Annotated in this window: 18 protein-coding genes; 9 read left to right on the forward strand and 9 right to left on the reverse strand. The window is 67.6% G+C overall.

The genetic code is table 11. The features are described 5' to 3' along the window. The first annotated feature begins 107 nt into the window (after positions 1-107). From ACWD26_RS05410 to trxA, 7 genes are all read left to right on the forward strand, one after another. Positions 108-2516, forward strand: a complete 2409-nt coding sequence (locus ACWD26_RS05410) for a DUF6049 family protein (RefSeq protein WP_451266413.1) — start codon at positions 108-110, stop codon at positions 2514-2516. A gap of 47 nt (positions 2517-2563) precedes the next feature. Next, positions 2564-4771, forward strand: coding sequence for a murein biosynthesis integral membrane protein MurJ (gene murJ / locus ACWD26_RS05415; RefSeq protein WP_451266415.1), 2208 nt, complete (start codon positions 2564-2566; stop codon positions 4769-4771). Between the two features lie 118 nt (positions 4772-4889). Beyond that, a complete protein-coding gene (locus ACWD26_RS05420) occupies positions 4890-6617 on the forward strand; it encodes a protein kinase family protein (RefSeq protein ID WP_451266417.1) in 1728 nt (575 codons plus the stop codon). 24 nt (positions 6618-6641) lie between these two features. Then, a complete protein-coding gene (gene sigM / locus ACWD26_RS05425) occupies positions 6642-7355 on the forward strand; it encodes an RNA polymerase sigma factor SigM (RefSeq protein WP_451266419.1) in 714 nt (237 codons plus the stop codon). After that, complete coding sequence (locus ACWD26_RS05430) at positions 7352-8254, forward strand: anti-sigma factor family protein (protein ID WP_451266421.1); 903 nt, start codon at positions 7352-7354, stop codon at positions 8252-8254. Before sigM ends, ACWD26_RS05430 begins: the two co-directional genes overlap by 4 nt. Positions 8255-8426: 172 nt before the next feature. After that, positions 8427-9398 carry a thioredoxin-disulfide reductase gene (gene trxB / locus ACWD26_RS05435; protein WP_451266423.1) on the forward strand — a complete coding sequence of 324 codons (972 nt, stop codon included), beginning with the start codon at positions 8427-8429 and terminating at the stop codon, positions 9396-9398. Positions 9399-9438: 40 nt separating this feature from the next. Then, positions 9439-9771: a thioredoxin gene (gene trxA, locus ACWD26_RS05440; RefSeq protein WP_045558506.1), complete on the forward strand. Its 333-nt coding sequence runs from the start codon at positions 9439-9441 to the stop codon at positions 9769-9771. 52 nt (positions 9772-9823) lie between these two features. Here the strand turns inward: trxA and ACWD26_RS05445 are convergent, their stop codons facing one another. The 9 genes from ACWD26_RS05445 to rpmH all read right to left on the reverse strand — a co-directional run bounded on the left by ACWD26_RS05445 (position 9824) and on the right by rpmH (position 16743). Continuing rightward, on the reverse strand, positions 9824-10441 hold the full coding sequence (locus tag ACWD26_RS05445) for a GNAT family N-acetyltransferase (RefSeq protein WP_451266426.1): 618 nt from the start codon (positions 10439-10441) through the stop codon (positions 9824-9826). 325 nt (positions 10442-10766) lie between these two features. Further along, entirely contained in the window at positions 10767-11864 is a 1098-nt protein-coding gene (locus tag ACWD26_RS05450; RefSeq protein WP_451266428.1) for a ParB/RepB/Spo0J family partition protein, read from the reverse strand. Continuing rightward, positions 11861-12934, reverse strand: a complete 1074-nt coding sequence (locus ACWD26_RS05455) for a ParA family protein (RefSeq protein WP_451266658.1) — start codon at positions 12932-12934, stop codon at positions 11861-11863. The genes ACWD26_RS05450 and ACWD26_RS05455 overlap by 4 nt, the downstream gene beginning before the upstream one ends. 288 nt (positions 12935-13222) lie before the next feature. After that, entirely contained in the window at positions 13223-13939 is a 717-nt protein-coding gene (gene rsmG, locus ACWD26_RS05460) for a 16S rRNA (guanine(527)-N(7))-methyltransferase RsmG (protein ID WP_451266430.1), read from the reverse strand. A 115-nt stretch (positions 13940-14054) separates the two neighbouring features. Continuing rightward, positions 14055-14567, reverse strand: coding sequence for a Jag family protein (locus tag ACWD26_RS05465; protein WP_451266432.1), 513 nt, complete (start codon positions 14565-14567; stop codon positions 14055-14057). A 17-nt stretch (positions 14568-14584) separates the two neighbouring features. Beyond that, entirely contained in the window at positions 14585-15859 is a 1275-nt protein-coding gene (yidC, locus tag ACWD26_RS05470; protein WP_451266434.1) for a membrane protein insertase YidC, read from the reverse strand. 3 nt (positions 15860-15862) lie between these two features. Continuing rightward, positions 15863-16216, reverse strand: coding sequence for a membrane protein insertion efficiency factor YidD (gene yidD / locus ACWD26_RS05475; RefSeq protein ID WP_451266436.1), 354 nt, complete (start codon positions 16214-16216; stop codon positions 15863-15865). Continuing rightward, positions 16213-16584, reverse strand: a complete 372-nt coding sequence (rnpA, locus tag ACWD26_RS05480; protein ID WP_451266438.1) for a ribonuclease P protein component — start codon at positions 16582-16584, stop codon at positions 16213-16215. Before rnpA ends, yidD begins: the two co-directional genes overlap by 4 nt. Positions 16585-16605: 21 nt before the next feature. Beyond that, positions 16606-16743, reverse strand: coding sequence for a 50S ribosomal protein L34 (gene rpmH, locus ACWD26_RS05485; RefSeq protein ID WP_005482975.1), 138 nt, complete (start codon positions 16741-16743; stop codon positions 16606-16608). A 417-nt stretch (positions 16744-17160) separates the two neighbouring features. On the opposite strand from rpmH, the gene dnaA reads away from it, so the two are divergent. Together dnaA and dnaN are read left to right on the forward strand one after the other, a co-directional pair. After that, positions 17161-19197 carry a chromosomal replication initiator protein DnaA gene (gene dnaA / locus ACWD26_RS05490; RefSeq protein WP_451266440.1) on the forward strand — a complete coding sequence of 679 codons (2037 nt, stop codon included), beginning with the start codon at positions 17161-17163 and terminating at the stop codon, positions 19195-19197. Between the two features lie 881 nt (positions 19198-20078). Next, on the forward strand, positions 20079-21209 hold the full coding sequence (dnaN, locus tag ACWD26_RS05495; protein WP_215456970.1) for a DNA polymerase III subunit beta: 1131 nt from the start codon (positions 20079-20081) through the stop codon (positions 21207-21209). The last annotated feature ends 190 nt before the right edge of the window (positions 21210-21399 follow it).

The following is a 21399-nucleotide window of genomic DNA, read 5'->3' on the forward strand; positions in this document are numbered from 1 at the left end:
CCCGATCTTGTGGACCGGACCGCGGCACTTCCCCTCAGCGCGCATCGTTACCATGCGTGGACGCACATTCCGACGACCACTGACGACGACGAGGGACGGGCGAGCGCGTGGCCGAGGCGGCAGACTTCCAGGGGATGAGTCCCTCACCTGCCCGCCGCTGGCTGCTGCGCACCGGAGCACTGTTCGCCGGGATGCCCCTGCTGGCCGGTCTGCTCCAGCTGTCCGCGGCCCCGGACGCCCAGGCGGCACAGAAAACCTCCCTGGCCGACGCCACGGGGTCGAACACCGTCGAAGTCGCCCTGGACTCCCTCAGCCCCAGTGTTCCCACGGACGGCGACACGGTCACCGTGTCCGGCACGGTCACGAACAAGGGCAAGCAGACCGTCACGGACGCCCACGTCGGCCTTCGCATGGCATCGGCGGCCGTCACAGGCCGCTCGGCCATCGACGACGCGGCCAAGCGCACCGGTTTCGATCAGTTCACCGACGGGAGGGAAGTCGGCGGCAAGTATGTGGAGAAGTTCTCCGAACTCGCCTCCGGTGTGGCCCAACCCTTCACCATCTCGGTGCCCGTCAAGGAGCTCGACCTCGGCTCGGACGGTGTCTACCAGCTGGGTGTATCACTCTCGGGTAAAACCTCGGCCGCTCCGTACGACCAGGTCCTCGGCATCCAGCGCACCTTCCTGCCGTGGCAGCCCGACGAGGCCGGTACGAAAACGAAGACGACGTACCTCTGGCCGCTGATCTCCACCACCCATCTGACGGCCGAGACAGGTCCCGGCGAGCAGCAGACACCGGTCTTCCTCAACGACGACCTGGCCAAGGAGATCTCCCCGGGCGGACGCCTCGAGCAAATGCTGACGCTGGGCAAGAACCTCGACATCACCTGGGTGATCGACCCTGACCTGCTGGCATCCGTGGTGGCGATGACGGACGGCTACCAGGTCCGCAGCGGCGGCACCACCGTCGCGGGCGAGAACCAGGCCGTCGCCAAGAAGTGGCTGGCGGAACTGGAGACGGCGGTCCAGGGCGAAGAGGTGATCGCTCTGCCCTTCGCCGACCCCGACCTCGCGTCGCTGGCGCACAACGGCAAGACGGTCACCGGCTCCCTCAGCCGACTGAAGGACGCCACCGACGTGGCCTCGGACACAGTCCAGAACATCCTCCGGGTCGTGCCGGAAACGGATTTCGCCTGGCCCGTGAACGGCGCCGTCGACCCGTCGATCGTCAAGGTCGCCATCTCCGCGGGCGCCGACAAGGTGATCGCCCGCAGTGACAGCCTGCAGGAAAGCAGCAGCCTGTCCTACACGCCCAACGCCGCCCGGCCCATCGGCGGCGGCACCACGGCCGTGGTGGCGGACGCCCGGCTGTCGACGGCCTTCCAAGGCGACATGACGAAGGCCGAGAGCTCCACGCTGGCGGTGCAGAGGTTCCTCGCCCAGAGTCTGATGACGGGCCTCCAGAACAACAAGCAGCGCAGCATCGTGATCGCCCCGCAGCGCATGCCGTCCGCGAGTCAGGCGCAGACGATGGCACAGGCTCTGACGGCGCTCCAGGGGGGAACCTGGTCGCAGTCGCAGGAGCTGTCCGAGGCCGCCGCCGCGAAGCCCGATCCCGGCGCCACCACCAAGATCCCGGCGGCATCGGCCTACCCCTCGTCGCTGCGCAAGCAGGCACTGCCGAAGTCGGCTTTCGAGAACATCCAGGACACGCAGGCCGACCTCGACCGGTTCAAGGTGATCCTCTCCGACCAGTCCCGTGTGGTCACGCCCTTCGGCAGAACCATGGACCGGGAGATGTCCACCTCCTGGCGGGGCCACTCCGTTCAGGCCGCGGTCTACCGCAACGAGGTGCAGTCGTACCTCAACACGCTCACCGACCAGGTACGGCTGATCGAGAAGTCCGAGACGAAGCTCTCGGGCCGCAGCGCCACCATCCCCGTGACCGTGCAGAACAACCTCGTGCAGGGTGTCGACAACCTGACGCTGCGCCTCACGTCGAAGGCCCCGAAGCGTCTGAAGATCGGCAACACAACCTTCGACGAGCAGTCCGTCGACATCTCCGGCGGGCACAGCGAGTCCGTGAAGTTCACCACCAACGCCGAGGCCAACGGGCCGGTCACCGTCGTCGCCCAGCTCTACACGGCCGACGGCGAGGCGTACGGCGAGGAGGTCACCTTCACGGTGAACGTCACCGAGATCACACCCACGGTGATGCTGGTCATCGCCGGTGGCGTCCTGCTCCTCGTCCTCGCCGGCTTCCGGATGTACACGCAGCGCAAGCGCGCCGCCGCGCGGCTGGAGGCGGAGGGGAGCTCGACGGACGAAAACTCGTCGGAAGGCGTCTCACCGGACGACGACGCGAACGCCGAGGCGGCCTCAGTCGTACACACTGCCGAGGAGGAGTCCCCGGTGAACTCCGGGGCAGACGAGCCGGAGCACGCGAGTGACCGCGTACAGGACACCGCACCGGAAAGCGCCGACCCGTCCGGCACGGGTGAGAGAGTGGACCGTTGAGCGATTGTCGCGGCCGGTTGGCCCGGGGACGATGAGGTGGGGTAACCATGAACGCGCCGTACGACGGTGACCGCGGTCAGGGCGCGGCCGACTCGGGGTATCCCGACGGCCCGCTGCCCGGGCCGGGCCAGGTGCCGCCGCAGCCTCCGGCGGACATGTACCTCCAGGACGCCTACGCCCAGGACCCCTACCGCGCAAGCGACCTGGCATCTCAGGACCCGGTTGCCGAGGCACTCTACGACCGTGCCGCGCATCCGCCGCCGGCTCCGGGCACCCACCAGCCGCAGCAGCCGCTCTACAGCCAGCCGTCGGCGCCGCAGTACGCACCCGATCCGCGTGTGTGGGCCCAGACACCTGCGCCCGAGCCGGAAGGGCCGACCCGGCATCTGCCGTACGGGGACGACGCCCGTACGACCCAGTTCGTCGGTGTGGACGACCTGGTGACGCAGGCCGGCGAGGAGCGCCACGAGCCGGACGCCTTCGCGCACCTCTTCCGCGACCAGCAGCAGAGCGGCCACGCCCCCACGGGGCAGCCGTCCGTTCCCGGTCCGGCCCCCGCCCCGGGCCGTCCCACGTACGAGGAGCCCGCCGCTGCCCCCACCCCCGCGCCTCCGGCCAAGAAGGGGGGGCGGGCCTCAGGTCTGCTGAAGTCGAGCGCCGTGATGGCGGCGGGCACCATGGTCTCGCGCCTCACCGGCTTCATCCGCTCGGCGATGATCGTCTCGGCGCTCGGCCTCGCCCTGCTCGGTGAGTCCTTCCAGGTGGCCTACCAGCTGCCGACGATGATCTACATCCTGACCGTCGGCGGTGGTCTCAACTCCGTCTTCGTCCCCCAGCTCGTGCGCGCCATGAAGGAGGACGACGACGGCGGAGAGGCGTACGCCAACCGACTCCTGACCTTGGTCATGGTGGTCCTCGGCGTGCTCACCGCGCTCGCCATGTTCGCCGCACCACTCCTCGTCCGCGCGCTTTCGACCCCCCTCGCCACCGACGCCGACGCCAACGACGTCGCGGTCACCTTCACGCGGTACTTCCTGCCCTCGATCTTCTTCATGGGCATCCACGTGGTGATGGGTCAGATCCTCAACGCCCGTGGCCGGTTCGGCGCGATGATGTGGACCCCGGTCCTGAACAACATCGTCATCATCGTCACCCTCGGCGCGTTCCTCTGGGTCTACGGCAGTGCGGCCGAGTCGAACATGCAGGTCAGCACCATCCCGCCGGAGGGCGTGCGGCTGCTCGGCATCGGCATCCTCCTGGGCCTCGTGGTCCAGGCGCTGGCGATGATCCCGTACCTGCGGGAGACCGGATTCCGGCTGCGGCTGCGCTTCGACTGGAAGGGCCACGGTCTCGGCAAGGCCGCGATGCTCGCCAAGTGGACGATCCTGTTCGTACTCGCCAACCAGGCGGGTGCCCTCGTCGTCACCCAGCTGGCGACCGCTGCGGTCACTGAGACGAAGATCTCCGGCACCGGTTTCAGCGCTTATGCCAACGCCCAGCTCATCTGGGGCCTGCCGCAGGCCATCATCACCGTCTCGCTCATGGCCGCTCTCCTGCCGCGCATCTCGCGCTCGGCCGCCGAGGAAGACGCCGGCGCGGTTCGTGACGACATCTCACAGGGCCTGCGCACCACGGCGGTCGCCATCGTGCCGATCGCCTTCGGCTTCGTCGCACTCGGCATCCCGATGTGCACACTGATCTTCGGTTCCTCCGGCATCGGCGCCGCCACGAACATGGGCTTCATGCTGATGGCCTTCGGGCTCGGTCTGATCCCGTACTCCGTGCAGTACGTCGTCCTCCGTGCCTTCTACGCGTACGAGGACACCCGGACGCCGTTCTACAACACGGTCATCGTGGCGGCTGTCAACGCGAGCGCCTCCGCGGTCTGCTTCTTCGTGATCCCGGCCCGCTGGGCCGTGGTCGGCATGGCGGCCTCGTACGGTCTGGCGTACATGATCGGTGTCGGTGTCGCCTGGCGTCGTCTCAAGAAGCGGCTGAGCGGGGACCTGGACGGATCCAGGGTCATGCGGACGTACGCCCGGCTGTCCATCGCCTCGCTGCCCGCGGCGCTGCTCAGCGGCGCGGCCTGCTACGGCATCAGCCGGTCCTTGGGGCAGGGCGTCGGCGGCTCGATGCTCGCACTCGTCGGAGGAGGAATCGTCCTGCTCGGTGTCTTCTACGTCGCCGCGCGGCGCATGCGCATCGAAGAGCTCAACTCGATGGTCGGCATGGTCCGCGGGCGGCTGGGGCGCTGAGGCTGGGGTACGCGCACAACCATTGTCCGCCGCCGCGTGTCGCTCATAGCGGTGGACTGTGGGCACAATTGGCTTGGCGTCGCAGAGCGCTCAACGGATTGGGGAGGCAGGAACGACGGTGGCGGAACGGAGCACGGCTGCCGTCGACGTGGCAGACAACAGCGGCGACGAGCCGCTGACCGCACAAGCGGACCAGTCCACGGCCGACGGGGAGGCCCAGAACCGGGAGCGGGACACGGAAAGCTCGGCGAGCGAAGAGGCACAGGGGAGCGGCGGTACCGAGAGCCCCTCGAAGACGACACCGCCCGAACTACACAGCGGCCACAAGCTCGCCAGACGCTACCGCCTCGAAGAGTGCGTCACCCGTCTGGACGGTTTCAGCAGTTGGCGTGCCGTGGACGAGAAACTGCGTCGCGCGGTCGGCGTGCATGTGCTGCCCGCCGACCACGCGCGCGCCCGTTCCGTGCTGGCGGCGGCCCGCTCCTCGGCGCTGCTGGGTGATCCCCGCTTCGTCCAGGTACTGGACGCTGTCGAGGAGAACGACCTCGTGTACGTGGTGCACGAGTGGCTGCCCGATGCCACGGAACTGACGGCGTTGCTGGCCTCTGGCCCGCTGGAACCGCACGACGCGTACCAGATGGTCAGCCAGGTCTCCCACGCCATGGCCGCCGCGCACCGAGAGGGCCTGTCGCATCTCCGGCTCAACCCGAGCGCCGTGCTGCGCTCCGCCGCAGGGCAGTGGCGCATCCGCGGTCTCGCAGTGAACGCCGCGCTGCGCGGCATCGGCTCGGACACCCCGCAGCGCACGGACACGGAGGCGATCGGCGCACTGCTGTACGCGGCGCTCACCCAGCGCTGGCCGTACGAGAACCACGCGCACGGTCTCTCCGGCCTCCCCAAGGGTGTCGGGCTCATCGCACCCGACCAGGTACGGGCGGGCGTCCACCGCGGGCTGTCGGAGCTCGCCATGCGTGCGCTCGCCAACGACGGCGCCACCGCCTCCCGCCACGAGTCCCCTTGCACGACGCCGGAGGAACTGGTGAAGGCGATCGGCGAGATGCCGCGCATCCGCCCGCCGGAGCCCGCCTTCACCGCACCGCCGGACTACCAGCGCACGACGTTCCAGCAGGGCTCGTACGGCCGTCAGGCACCGCACCAGGGCGTCACTCAGCAGCTGCAGCCCCCGCCGCCCCCGCTGCAGAGCCGGACCGGCAGAGCCCTCAAGTGGGCTGTCTCGGCGTTGCTGATCGCCGCGCTCGGTCTCGGCAGCTGGCAGCTCGCCGACGCGCTCATGAGCCATGGGGACCAGTCCAGCGAGCCGGATACGAGCCAGACCGCCGACGGCAACGACAAGGGCACCGACAAGGCCAAACCGATCACGACGCTGAGCATCAAGGACGCCGCGGAGTACTACCCGGACGGGAAGCCCCAGCATGCCGAAGACGTGGGCCTGACGTACGACAAGAGCACGTCCACGTACTGGCGGACCTACTCCTACACCGCCGGCCCCACGCTGGCGCCGTTCAAGCAGGGCGTCGGCATCGTCTACGACCTCGGCTCGGTCCGGGAGGTGTCGGCTGCTTCGATAGGGCTCTACTACCCCGGCGACCACACGACGGCCACGCTCTACGCGGCCGACTCCTTGTCGTCCTCTGCTCCTATCAGCTCGATGACGAAGATCGCCACGAACAAGACGACCGGGACGGAACTGAAGATCTCCGCCAAGGAACCGGTGAAGACCCGGTACGTTCTGGTCTGGCTCACCGATGTGCCGAAGGCAGCCCGTGACCAGTTCAGTGGCGCCGGCTACAAGCAGGCGATCACCAACGTGAAGTTCACGGGCTGAAATCTCACCCAGGGAGGAGGTCCGATGGCGCACGGCGCTGATCTCAGCGGGGTAAGCGATCAGGATCTCCTGGCCCGACACGTCGAGGGTGACCCCGACGCGTTCGGAGAGCTCGTGAGGCGCCACCGGGACCGGCTGTGGGCGGTGGCGCTGCGGACCCTGGGGGACCGCGAGGAGGCCGCCGACGCCGTCCAGGACGCGCTGGTGTCCGCCTATCGGGCCGCCCACACCTTCCGCGGTCAGTCGGCCGTCACGACCTGGCTGCACCGCATCACGGTGAACGCCTGCCTGGACCGTGCCCGCAAGGCTGCGTCCCGTAAGACGTCTCCGGTCGACGACACCGAGCGCCTGGAGCAACTACTGGAGCCGCACGAGTCGGCTTCCGCTCCGGCCGAGCGCAACGATCTGCACCGGGAGCTGCTGGAGGCGCTGGGTACTCTGCCGCAGGACCAGCGGGCGGCGCTCGTCCTGGTGGACATGCAGGGCTACCCGGTGGCGGAGGCCGCGCGGATCCTCGACGTGCCGACCGGCACGGTGAAGAGCCGGTGCGCCCGTGGCAGAGCCAGACTTCTGCCGCTCCTGACCCACCTCCGCAAGGATGGCGAGGGTGACGGCGGCCAAAAGTCGGGGCGCGGAAGGAACCGGACGCAGGGTGCATCCGTCCCACCCGCAGCGGGACCACATGATGCAGGGCCAAGCGATTCAGCTGCTGTGAAGGGCGGAGGTGGGCGAGCGTGACATCCACGACCGACATGGCCGGGCACCCGGAAGTCGCGGAAATCTCCGACCTCACCGAGGGGCTGCTCCCACCGTCCCGTACCGCGGATGTCCGTCGGCATCTGGACGAGTGCCCTCTCTGCGCCGACGTGTACGCCTCGCTGGAGGAGATCCGCAGCACGCTCGGCACCCTGCCGGGCCCTCCGCGTATGCCCGACGACGTGGTGGGGCGGATCGACGCCGCACTGGCCGCCGAGGCGCTGCTGAACGCCACGGCACAGCCTGAGAACGCCGAAGAGCCTGCCGCTGCCGATGCCTCCCGCCCTGTGGCGAGTGAAGGCGACGCGGATGTTTCACGTGAAACATCGCCTGTGGTGGATCGCCCTGTCGGGCATCCACGCGCGTCCACCGGCCCGGGCCGCGCACGTCGGAGGCGTCACAACCGTCGTCGGACGGTCATCGGTGCCGTCTTCGCGATGGCCGCACTGGGCTTCAGTGCACTCGTCGTCCAGTCGATGAGTGAGAGCGACGGTCCCACGCGTGTGGCCCCGGCCGCCGATACCTTCTCCGGCGTCAAGCTGGAGAAGCGGGTCGAAGACCTCCTGGGCACGGTCAAGAACGAGACCCAGGGACAGCGTGACAAGGATGATCTCGGGACTGCGGGGACCCCGGACAAGAGCACGCACAAGATCTTCAAGACCGACGTGCCCGACTGCATCGCGAAGGGCATCGGCGACACCACAGGCGCGATCGCCTCCGAGCAAGGGACCTACCGGGGCAAGGACGCGTACCTCGTGCTCCTGCCCGACCGCTCCGACGACGCACGCGTCACCGCTTATGTCGTCGATGCCTCGTGCTTGGACAAGGCTTCGGAGCCCGCCGGCGACGTTCTCGTGAAGCAGTCCTACACCCGCCCCTGACGACTGTCACTCGTCCTGTGACACCCTTGGCATCCCTGTGCGGTGCACCGTCTCCGTGTGCCCGGACACACCGGGAATGCACGCCCCTTAGGATCCGTTGGGTGGGGTGAGAGTTCCGAGAGCAGCTCCCACCGGCAGTACGCAGCAGTCTCCAGAGACGAGGAATCAAGCCGTGAGCGACGTCCGTAACGTGATCATCATCGGCTCCGGGCCCGCCGGCTACACGGCGGCGCTCTACACCGCGCGCGCGTCGCTGAAGCCGCTGGTGTTCGAGGGCGCCGTCACCGCCGGCGGCGCGCTGATGAACACCACCGAGGTGGAGAACTTCCCCGGTTTCCGGGACGGCATCATGGGCCCCGACCTCATGGACAACATGCGTGCCCAGGCCGAGCGCTTCGGTGCCGAGCTCGTCCCGGACGACATCGTCGCCGTTGACCTGAGCGGTGAGGTCAAGACCGTCACGGACACCGCGGGCACGGTGCACCGCGCGAAGGCCGTCATCGTCACCACGGGTTCTCAGCACCGCAAGCTCGGGCTGCCGAACGAGGATGCTCTCTCCGGCCGCGGTGTCTCCTGGTGCGCCACCTGTGACGGGTTCTTCTTCAAGGACCAGGACATCGCCGTGATCGGCGGCGGTGACACCGCCATGGAGGAGGCGACCTTCCTCTCCCGGTTCGCCAAGTCCGTGACCATCGTCCACCGCCGGGACACGCTGCGCGCTTCCAAGGCGATGCAGGAGCGTGCCTTCGCAGACCCGAAGATCTCCTTCGTGTGGGACAGCGAGGTCGCCGAGATCCAGGGCGACCAGAAGCTCGCCGGCCTGAAGCTGCGCAACCTCAAGACGGGCGGGTCCTCCGAGCTGCCGGTGACGGGTCTGTTCATCGCGATCGGCCACGACCCGCGCACGGAACTCTTCAAGGGTCAGCTCGACCTGGACGACGAGGGCTATCTGAAGGTGGCCGCTCCGTCGACCCGGACGAACCTGACCGGTGTCTTCGGCGCCGGTGACGTCGTCGACCACACGTACCGCCAGGCGATCACCGCGGCCGGCACTGGCTGCTCCGCCGCTCTCGACGCCGAGCGCTACCTCGCCGCCCTCGCCGACGGCGAGCAGGCCGCCGAGCCCGAGAAGACCACCGTCTGACCCCCGTCCGCCCCACCGCACAACCAGTTAGGAGCCCTCAGTGGCCGGCACTCTGAAGAACGTGACCGACGACTCCTTCGAGCAGGACGTCCTCAAGAACGACAAGCCCGTCCTGGTGGACTTCTGGGCCGCCTGGTGCGGTCCGTGCCGCCAGATCGCGCCGTCCCTCGAAGCGATCGCCCAGGAGTACGGCGACAAGATCGAGATCGTCAAGCTCAACATCGACGAGAACCCGGCCACGGCTGCCAAGTACGGCGTCATGTCCATCCCGACGCTGAACGTGTACCAGGGTGGCGAGGTCGCCAAGACCATCGTCGGCGCCAAGCCGAAGGCCGCGATCGTGCGTGACCTCGAGGACTTCATCGCCGAGTGATGTTTCACGTGAAACAGTAAGGGGCCGACCCAGGCGGGTCGGCCCCTTCGCTTCAGAGCGGGCGCAACGCCGGCTCCTTCTGTACAGCGCCAAGAAGCCGGTCCAGCGCCAACTCGACGTCCTCCTTCCAGGAGAGCGTCGTCCGCAACTCCAACCGCAGCCGCGGGTAACTCGGATGGGGACGGGCCGTCTTGAAGCCCACGGCCGTCAGATGGTCAGCGGGAAGGACACACGCCGGCTCGCTCCAGCGGGCGTCCCCGAAAGCCTCGATCGCCTTGAAGCCCCGCCGCAACAGATCTTTGGCAACCGTCTGGACCATCACACGCCCGAGCCCCTGTCCCTGATAGCCCGGCATGATGAAGGCGGTCATCAACTGAACCGCGTCGGGAGACACCGGACTCGTGGGGAACGCCGTGGAGCGGGGTACATAGGCCGGAGGCGCGTACAGCACGAAGCCCACCGGTACCTCGTCCACATAGACGACCCGGCCACAGGACCCCCAGTCCAGCAGGACGGCGGAAATCCACGCCTCCTTCTCCAGTGCGGGGGTGCCCGCCTTTACCGCTGCCTCGCCGCTGACTGGGTCCAGCTCCCAGAAGACACACGAGCGACAGCGCTTGGGAAGGTCCTGAAGGTTGTCCAGCGTGAGCGGTACGAGCCGACGCCCCATGAAGGCTGTTCCTCGCTTCCTTCGCCCGCAGCGTCGCGAGCTGCTGTCAGAGCGCTCCGCTCCCTGAGCAGACTGCCGACAAAGCCGCCGACCGCCCCCAGTCCCAGTCCTGCGGTCACCAGACCGGAACGGCTCACGGTTCGCATGGCCCCCGCCTCTCCCAAGAAGATCCGCCAGGTCGATGCGTCATACCCGAACGCATCGTATCCACGATGAGATTGCCTAGATACCGCCTCAAAGCAAAGAGCGGGCTGTGTCCGGTATACATCGGACACAGCCCGCTCATGCGGTCGACCGGCCGAAGGCCGTCCTGCCATTCGGAGGCTCAGGCCTCCGTTTCCTCCGAGTCGTCGTCCAGAAGGCTCTTCTGGAGAGCGAGCTTCTCGCCCGGAGCGAGCGTGCTCAGGATCCGCTCAAGGTCCTCCGTGGAGGCGAACTCCACGGTGATCTTGCCTTTCTTCTGACCCAGGTCGATCTTCACCCGCGTCTCGAAACGATCCGAGAGTCGGGTAGCGAGCTCACCCAGCGCCGGAGACGGCACGGAGCCGGCTCGGGGCCCCTTGGACCGTGTGGGGGTCCTGGGCCCCGAGCCCATGAGAGTGACGATTTCTTCGACGGCCCGTACCGACAGTCCCTCGGCCACGATCCGGTGCGCCAGCTTGTCCTGCTCTTCGGAGTCCTCGACGGAGAGCAGAGCCCGGGCGTGCCCGGCCGAGAGAACTCCGGCGGCCACCCGTCGCTGAACCGCCGGCGGGAGCTTCAGCAGACGCAGGGTGTTGGAGACCTGCGGGCGGGACCGACCGATGCGGTCTGCCAACTGGTCGTGCGTGCAGTTGAAGTCCTTGAGCAACTGGTCGTAGGCGAACGCCTCTTCCAGCGGGTTCAGCTGGGCACGGTGCAGGTTCTCCAAGAGCGCGTCCAGAAGGAGCTTCTCGTCATCCGTCGCCCGCACGATTGCCGGGATCGCCTCCAGCTCCGCCTCATGGCAGGCTCGCCAGCGCCGCTCACCCATGATGAGCTCGTAACGGGCCGGGCCCACTTGACGCACGACGATGGGCTGGAGAAGGCCGACTTCCTTGATGGAGGTGACGAGTTCCTGAAGAAGGTCGTCGTCGAACTCCTTGCGCGGCTGGCGCGGGTTCGGGGTGATGGAGTCGAGGGGCAGCTCGGCGAAGTACGCACCAATGGGCGCTGCGGGCAGCTCCACCGCGCCGTTCGACGACTCCTCCGTTGTTTCACGTGAAACAGGCGGAAGCGTGGTCACCTTCGAGGCTGCCAGCCCGCGCTCAGGCGTGAAGACGGATGCCGCCGTCGGCGGTGCTGTCGCGGGGCCTCCCTGTGCGGGAGGCTCCTTCTCTCCTGTTGAGGCCGCTGGGATCAGTGCGGCGAGACCACGGCCCAACCCCCTCCGTCGATCGCTCACTGGATCCCCTCCACCACACTCGGATTGTTCTGAGCACCGATGTGGGCGTGCGTCGGGTCGTACCCCACGCCCACGCCCTTCAGCGCGATTTCTCGTGCCGCCTCAAGGTAGGAGAGGGCACCACTCGATCCTGGATCGTAGGTCAGCACCGTCTGCCCATAGCTCGGCGCCTCGGAGATACGGACCGAGCGGGGAATGCTAGTCCGCAGCACCTCCTCGCCGAAGTGGGTACGCACCTCGTCGGCAACCTGCGACGCCAGGCGCGTCCGGCCGTCATACATGGTGAGCAGGATGGTCGACACATGGAGGACGGGGTTGAGGTGCCCCCGTACCAGGTCGACATTGCGGAGCAGCTGACCCAGGCCCTCCAGTGCGTAGTACTCACACTGGATCGGGATGAGTACCTCCTGGCCGGCGACCAAAGCGTTGACCGTCAACAGCCCGAGCGAGGGCGGGCAGTCGATGAGGACGTAGTCCAGGGGCTGCTCGTACGCCTGAATCGCCCGCTGCAGCCGGCTCTCTCGTGCCACCAGGGACACCAACTCGATCTCCGCACCGGCGAGATCGATCGTGGCGGGTGCACAGAAGAGACCTTCGACATCAGGAACGGGCTGGACGACTTCTGCCAGCGGCTTGCTGTCGATCAGCACGTCGTAGATGGAAGGCACCTCCGCGTGGTGGTCGATTCCCAGCGCGGTGGACGCGTTGCCCTGGGGGTCAAGGTCGACCACGAGGACACGGGCGCCGTGCAGAGCCAGCGAAGCGGCGAGGTTGACCGTCGTCGTGGTCTTGCCCACGCCGCCCTTCTGGTTGGCGACCACCATGACTCGGGTCTGCTCGGGCCGAGGCAGTCCCTCGCCGGCGCGGCCCAGAGCCTCTACCGCCAGTTGGGCAGCACGACCGATGGGAGTGTCGTCCATCGGGGGCGGTGTTTCACGTGAAACATCCTCCCCCATCGACTCGGTACGGGGACCGGGGACCGGATCGGTCATCGGTCCCGCGATGTTGGCGTCGGACCGCAAGGATTCACTCTCCTCGACTTCAGGCTCGCAATGAACAGAGCCTCCCATGTCTTCGGGGTCGTGAACCAGTGAGGCCTGGTGTTCTGTGGAGAATTCCACCTCTGTGGAAATCTCCGTTACCTCTCCGAGTGACCCGAGAGGCTTCCGGTCGCGCGGTTCGGCCGCAGCGCGGCCACGACTGATGATGCCGTGCAGCAGTGAGCGACGTTTCACGTGAAACACGATGCCCAGCACTACTGGCCACGCCCGCGCGACACTCCGAGATGCGTAGGTTTGGAAGCTTGTGTGGAGTACGACTCGTCGTCAGGACGGATCAGCGAACGTCCAGATCAACGCTCAGCGACGTCGACGTGCCCGCCCTGTCCGGGCTGCCTTTGCCCGCTTCGCCGCGAAGCGCACGCCACCCGGGCTCTCTCCTACCTCTACGCGGACGACTGTGGACAGCGGATCGACGACGCCATCGCCGACATGGAGGATGGACGTCTCCACCGCGCCGAGCTTACTCAGGGCCGTGGAAGCACTCTTCAGCTCCTCCTCGGCAGTGTCGCCCTTGAGCGCCAGCATCTCTCCATACGGACGCAGCAGCGGAATGCCCCAGGCAGCCAGTCGGTCCAGTGGTGCCACGGCCCGCGCCGTCACCACATGCACCGGTTGCAGCGTCCCGAGGACCTCCTCGGCGCGGCCGCGGACGACGGTCACGTGATCGAGGCCCAAGAGCTCGACGACCTCGGTCAGGAAATTGGTACGCCGCAGCAACGGCTCCAGCAGCGTGATCTTCAGGTCGTCCCGGACCAAGGCCAACGGAATGCCGGGCAGCCCCGCACCGGAGCCGACATCGCAGACCGTCACCCCCTCGGGCACGACCTCGGAGAGCACCGCGCAGTTCAGCAGGTGCCTCTCCCACAGGCGGGGTACCTCACGCGGACCGATGAGCCCTCGCTGCACACCCGCCTCCGCGAGGAGCTCGGCGTACCGGACCGCGTCCGCATAGCGATCACCGAATACGTCGCGCGCCTGCTCGGGCGCAGGGGGAAGCTCCGCTGCCTCCGTCACGGGGACCGTCCTTCCGTACCGCAAGAGCGCACTGGGCGCTGACACCAGAACTACAGGCTGACAAAGTTCGGCCCCGCCTGCGGGCAGACGGGGCCGAAGGGACGTACGCGCCGAATCAGGCGGGAAGCACGACGACGAAGCGCTGCGGCTCCTCGCCCTCGGACTCGCTGCGCAGGCCCGCGGACTTGACCGCGTCGTGCACGACCTTGCGCTCGAAGGGCGTCATCGGCTTCATTTTCACGGGCTCGCCGGTGCTCTTGGCCTCGGCCGCGGCCTTGGCACCCAGCTCGGAGAGTTCGGCGCGTTTCTTGGCGCGGTAACCGCCGATGTCCAGCATCAGACGGCTACGGTCGCCGGTCTCGCGGTGCACGGCCAGGCGCGTGAGCTCCTGGAGCGCCTCGAGCACCTCGCCTTCACGGCCGACGAGCTTGTTCAGATCGCGGCTACCGGAATCGCTGATGATCGAGACAGAGGCACGGTCGGCCTCGACGTCCATGTCGATGTCGCCGTCAAGGTCGGCGATGTCCAGCAGACCTTCCAGGTAGTCCGCCGCGATCTCACCCTCCTGCTCCAGGCGGGTCAGGGTGTCGCCACCCTCGGAGGCTGCGGAGGTGGTGCCTTCCGTCACGGGATGGGCTCCTCTTCTTACTTCTTGGACGGGGACTTGGGCCGCTGCTGGCCCTTGCGCTGACCGGACTGGGCCTTGCTGCGGCCACCGGAGCCGGGCTTGGGTGCGGCCTTCTTGGCGGCGGCGGGCTTGGCATCCTCGGGCTGGTCGGACTTGCTCAGCGAGGTGGGCTCGGTCGTCGGCTCGGCCTCGTCGGCAGTCTTCGCACCACCGGACTGACGCTGAGCCTTGGTCTGGCGCTTGGGCTGCTGACGCTTGGGGGTCGCCGGCGCACCGTCCTCGGCCGTGGCGACGGCCGAGGCCTCGCTCTTGACCACGGTGCCGTCGCCCTGGGCCGCGAGGCCCTCCTTGCCCAGGCCGGTGATGAACTTCCGCTCGTACTCGTTGCGGTCACGGCCCTTGGCGACGATCGCCTTGATGATGGCGCGCTCGCGGCGGTTGCGGGTCTTGCCGTGCCGCGTGACGTGCTTGAAGAGGCGCTCCAGGTAAGCGGCCTGGGCCTTGGAACCCGGGGTCGGGTTGTTGTGGATGACGTACATCTGCTGGCCCATGGTCCACACGTTGGTGGTCAGCCAGTAGACGAGGACACCGACCGGGAAGTTGATGCCGAAGACGGCGAACATGATCGGGAAGATGTACATCAGCATCTTCTGCTGCTGCATGAACGGCGTCTTCACCGTGGTGTCGACGTTCTTCGTCATCAACTGACGCTGCGTGTAGAACTGCGACGCCGACATCAGGACGATCATGACCGCGGTGACGATGCGGACCGTGGTCAGCGAGGCGTCGAGTGCCGCGACGTCCGCGGAGCTGTCCGTGAACTTCGCGGCCAGCGGGGCCCCGAAGATGTGCGCCTTCTGCGCGCTCTCCAGCAGGCTCGCGTTGATGACACCGACGGTGTCGTTGTTCGCGATGCTGTTGAGCACGTGGTACAGGGCGAAGAAGAACGGGGACTGCGCCAGGATGGGAAGGCACGAGGAGAGCGGGTTGGTGCCCGTCTCCTTGTACAGCTTCATCATCTCTTCGGACTGACGCTGCTTGTCGTTCTTGTAGCGCTCCTGGATCTTCTTCATCTCGGGCTGGAGCGTCTGCATCGCCCGGGTCGCCTTGATCTGCTTCACAAAGAGCGGGATCAGGCAGATACGGATCAGAATCACCAGGGACACGATGGACAGGCCCCAGGCCCACCCGGTGTCGTCGCCGAAGAGGGCGCCGTACACCTTGTGGAACTGGACGATGACCCAGGAGACAGGTGTCGTGATGAAGCTGAAGAGGCTGGCAATCGTGTCCACTAATCATGCTCCTTGGGCATGGGACGGGCTCTCGGCGGCCGGGCTCGAAGGGACGTGCCCCTCGGTGGCCGGTTCGACGGCGGAGGACCCGCCCTTGCGTGCGCGCCAGGTGCCACGCACCATCTCGTGCCACCGCGGACGCTTACGCGGCGGGACATGGTCCACACCGCCGAGCGACCAGGGATTGCACCGCAGGATGCGCCAGGCGGTGAGTGCCGTTCCCTTGATCGCACCGTGCCGGTCGATGGCCGTGTAGCCGTAGTGGGAGCACGACGGGTAGTACTTGCACACCGGGCCGAGCAACGGACTGATCGTCCACTGGTACAGCTTGATCAGCGCCAGCAGCGGGTACTTCATCGTGCGCCCCCTCCCAGCAACCGCCCTATGGCGGCATCCAGGTCTTGGGCCAGTTGTACGTGGTCGGCGTCACCCGCTCCGGGCAGCGCTCGTACGACTACCAGGCTACCGGGGGGAAACAGGGCGACTCGATCGCGCATCAGATGGCGAAGCCTGCGCTTCACCTTGTTACGCACGACCGCGCCACCGACAGCCTTGCTCACGACGAAACCCGCACGCGTCGGGGGAGCGTTCTCCCCAGGCGCGTGCGGGTCCGTGGCACCGCTACGTAGGTGAACGACGAGAAGCGGGCGTCCGGCCCGGCGTCCTCGGCGTACCGCGGTCGCGAAGTCCTCGCGCCGCCTCAGCCGATGCTCGGTAGGCAGCACGACGTCATGACCTGATCAGGATCAGGCGGACAGGCTGGCGCGACCCTTGCTGCGGCGGTTCGCGAGAATCGCGCGGCCGGCACGGGTGCGCATCCGCAGGCGGAAGCCGTGGGTCTTCGCGCGACGACGGTTGTTCGGCTGGAAGGTGCGCTTGCTCACTCGGGGGCTCCAGAAATAAATCGGGGTTTGCGGGTGCCGTGCTGGCTGTCACCGTGCGCCCACGAGTAGCTCGTATAAACGCCCGAGTGCACCGCTTTCCGATCACCTGACGCGATCTGTGCCCATCGGAGGCAGGCGGCAGCAGCCATCGACAACTCGACCTGGTTACGGTACGCGCGGCTACGCCATTCGGTCAAACCGGAGGTCACGGGGAGACACTATCCACAGGCTGGGGACAACAACTTGAACCGCACCGGCCGCCGTGACTACCGTGACTGAACTCCGATTCGTTCCCTTTCCATTGGCTGCTGGGCACCGACCCACCCCTCAGCACCTCGTTCCGAGCGCCCCACCCGAGTTCAAAACCGACCCGTCCCAGAACCACACGTTCGTGGGACCTGTGAGAGAGCGTGCCCTGTGGCTGACGTACCTGCCGATCTTGCCGCAGTGTGGCCACGAGTACTGGAAAAGCTCCTCGGTGAGGGCCGCGGTCAAGGCGTCGAGGTGAAGGACGAGCGCTGGATCAAGCGCTGCCAGCCGCTCGCACTGGTGGCGGACACGGCTCTTCTGGCAGTCCCGAACGAGTTCGCCAAGGGCGTACTCGAGGGCCGTCTCGCGCCGATCGTCAGCGAGACCCTGAGCCGGGAGTGCGGCCGCCCCATCCGTATCGCGATCACCGTCGACAGCTCGGTGGGCGAACCCCCACCGCCGCCGGTCCAGCCCCGCTTCGAGGAGCCGGAGCTGCCCTCGGCCCCGGGCCGGGACCGCGACCGCGACGCCTATGACAGCAGGGACGCGTACGACGGTCAGGGGCGCGACTCCCGTGGTTCCTACGAGGGCCCGAGCGCGTATGACAACCAGAACTCCTACGACGGCCAGGCCCGCGATCCCTACGAGGGGTACGGCCGCCACCGCGCCGACGACCGAGGTCCGGGACGGGGTGACCAGCCGACCGGCGGGCCCGGCGACCAGCTGCCGCCCCCGCGCACTGAGCAGATGTCCATCGGCCGCGGCGACCAGTTGCCGACCGCCCGCCCCGCGTATCCCTCCGAATACCAGCGGCCCGAGCCGGGCGCGTGGCCCCGGTCGTCGCAGGACGACTACGGCTGGCAGCAGCAGCGGCTCGGTTTTCCGGAGCGGGACCCGTACGCTTCGCCGTCGTCGGACTACCGCTCGCAGTCGAGGGAGCGGTCGCCGTACGACCAGCAGCGCGCCGAGTACGACTCCGGACGCGCCGACTACGACCAGCCCCGTGGTGAGTACGACCGGCCGGGGGCCGATTCCGACTATCCGCGCTCGGACCGGCGTGAGCTTCCCGATCCGCCACCGGGTTCGGGGCACGTGCACCGGGGCGGCCCGGCCAGCAGCGCGCCCGGTCCGCTGGCGGCGCAGCCCGCTCCGGCGCCGGGGCCTGGTGAGCCCACGGCGCGCCTGAATCCGAAGTACCTCTTCGACACGTTCGTCATCGGCGCCTCGAACCGCTTCGCCCACGCGGCCGCGGTGGCCGTCGCCGAGGCGCCGGCGAAGGCGTACAACCCCCTCTTCATCTATGGGGAGTCCGGGCTCGGCAAGACGCACCTGCTGCACGCGATCGGACACTACGCGCGGAGCCTCTACCCGGGCACCCGGGTCCGGTACGTGAGCTCGGAGGAGTTCACCAACGAGTTCATCAACTCCATCCGCGACGGCAAGGGCGACAGCTTCCGCAAGCGGTACCGGGAGATGGACATCCTGCTCGTCGACGACATCCAGTTCCTCGCGGACAAGGAGTCGACGCAGGAGGAGTTCTTCCACACCTTCAATACGCTCCACAACGCGAACAAGCAGATCGTGCTCTCCAGCGACCGGCCGCCGAAGCAGCTGGTGACCCTGGAGGACCGGCTGCGGAACCGTTTCGAGTGGGGTCTGATCACCGATGTCCAGCCGCCCGAGTTGGAGACGCGTATCGCGATCCTCCGCAAGAAGGCGGTGCAGGAGCAGCTCAACGCCCCACCGGAGGTACTTGAGTTCATCGCGTCCCGCATCTCGCGCAACATCCGCGAGTTGGAGGGCGCGCTGATCCGGGTGACGGCGTTCGCCTCGCTCAACCGGCAGCCGGTGGACCTCGGGCTGACCGAGATCGTCCTCAAGGACCTGATCCCGGGTGGCGAGAACGCGTCCCCGGAGATCACCGCCACGGCGATCATGGCCGCGACGGCCGACTACTTCGGGCTCACGGTCGAGGACCTGTGCGGCACCTCGCGCGGTCGTGCCCTGGTGACCGCCCGCCAGATCGCCATGTATCTGTGCCGTGAGCTGACCGACCTGTCGCTGCCCAAGATCGGCGCGCAGTTCGGCAACCGCGACCACACCACCGTCATGCACGCCGACCGCAAGATCCGCGCGCTGATGGCCGAGCGGCGCTCCATCTACAACCAGGTGACAGAGCTGACGAACCGCATCAAGAACGGCTGACGGAAGGCCCTGACGCATCGCTGAGGGCGCCCCGGGACGAGTTCCCGAGGGCGCCCTCAGCGTTCTGCGGCTCCTTCCTCAGTCGCCGGCCCGTCATCAGGTGTTCGAATACCTGCCGCGTTACGGCCTCCCTCCACAGATTCAGGGACTTTCTCCCGTCCACACCCTGGGGATCGGGAAGTTATGCAGATCATGTCCACAGGGCAGCCTGTTGCGGGATCATCGGGCCAGCTCAGCTGCCTGTGGATCCGTGGACGAAAGATCTCCACAGGCTGTGGACGAAGCGGAGATCCACAGCCTGTGGACTGAGTTGTCCACCGACGCCCCACAGGCTGTGGCTGGTTGTCCCCAGTGATCGACGGCTTCTCCACATGGCTGTCCACTGTTCGGCAAGCCCACGCGCCTTCTCACCTTGCCGAGTGAAAGGCGTCACATGAGGTTGCCTGGTTGGGCTGTGGGAAAGGCGGGTAAACCTGGGGACGCCGTTGGGGAGAAGTGCCCCGGGGCTGTGCACGGTGTGTGCAGAACTTTCTGTTCTCCACAGATACCCCCGGTTGTCCACCGCCCCCACCCACAGGCCCGGTGGACAAAACTTCGCCTCTGAGCTGCGAAAACGGGGTTATCCACGGTTTCCACAGGCCCTACTACTACTCCCAACTAGAGAGAGCTGGGAATCCGTTTCGAAGCGGGCCCTGTGCACAACTCGCTCTGGGCTGCCTGACCGCGCCTCGTCACGACTTGACCCCGAGAGGCTCCGAGTGTCAGCGGTGTGCGTCAGACTGTTCCCCGGTGTCCTTCCCCTCACAGGAACCAGCGACACCGAGACAGACGACGAAGCCAGGCAGGGCGAGAAGCGCCGGCAACAGCAGGAGGCGGCAACAGTGAAGATCCGGGTGGAACGCGACGTACTCGCGGAGGCAGTTGCCTGGGCGGCGCGCAGCCTCCCGGCCCGTCCGCCGGCGCCTGTCCTCGCCGGCCTCCTTCTGAAGGCCGAGGAAGGCCAGCTGAGCCTCTCCAGCTTCGACTACGAGGTCTCCGCGCGCGTGTCCGTGGAGGCCGAGGTCGACGAGGAGGGCACGGTGCTCGTCTCAGGCCGCCTCCTCGCCGACATCTGCCGCGCCCTCCCCAACCGTCCGGTGGAGATTTCCACAGACGGTGTACGGGCGACGGTGGTCTGCGGCTCCTCGCGGTTCACCCTCCACACACTGCCTGTGGAGGAGTACCCGGCCCTGCCGCAGATGCCGAACGCCACGGGCACCGTCCCCGGTGAGGTCTTCGCCTCCGCCGCCGCCCAGGTGGCCATCGCCGCGGGGCGCGACGACACACTGCCCGTGCTGACCGGTGTACGCATCGAGATCGAGGGCGACACGGTCACGCTGGCCTCCACCGACCGCTACCGCTTCGCGGTCCGCGAGTTCCTGTGGAAGCCGGAGAACCCCGAGGCGTCCGCGGTCGCCCTGGTGCCCGCCAAGACGCTCCTGGACACCGCCAAGGCCCTCACGAGCGGCGACAGCGTCATCCTGGCGCTCTCCGGCTCGGGCTCGGGCGAGGGTCTGATCGGTTTCGAGGGCGCGGGCCGCCGTACGACCACGCGACTGCTGGAGGGTGACCTCCCGAAGTACCGCACGCTGTTCCCGACGGAGTTCAACAGCGTGGCCGTCATCGAGACCGCTCCCTTCGTGGAGGCCGTCAAGCGTGTGGCCCTGGTCGCCGAGCGGAACACCCCGGTGCGGCTGAGCTTCGAGCAGGGCGTGCTGATCCTGGAGGCCGGCTCCAGCGACGACGCGCAGGCTGTGGAAAGGGTCGACGCCCAGCTGGAGGGCGACGACATCTCGATCGCCTTCAACCCGACGTTCCTGCTGGACGGTCTGAGCGCGATCGACTCTCCGGTCGCCCAGCTGTCCTTCACGACGTCCACCAAGCCCGCACTGCTCAGCGGCAAGCCTGCCGTGGACGCCGAGGCGGACGAGGCCTACAAGTACCTGATCATGCCGGTGCGGCTCAGCGGCTGAGGCCGGACCGGTTTCGGCGCGGCCGACGGTTGTCCACAGAGCTGTGGGGCCCGGTGGATGGATCACCGGGCCCTCGACATGAAGCCGCAGGTCGGGGCGTACGTATGAGCGCGTATGCCCACAGGTGTGCGTGAGCGTCCGGGTTTAGGCTCGTGCGTGGGTACGCAGGTGCCCTCATGCCACGTCGCAA

The sequence above is a fragment of the Streptomyces sp. NPDC002787 genome (assembly GCF_053592095.1).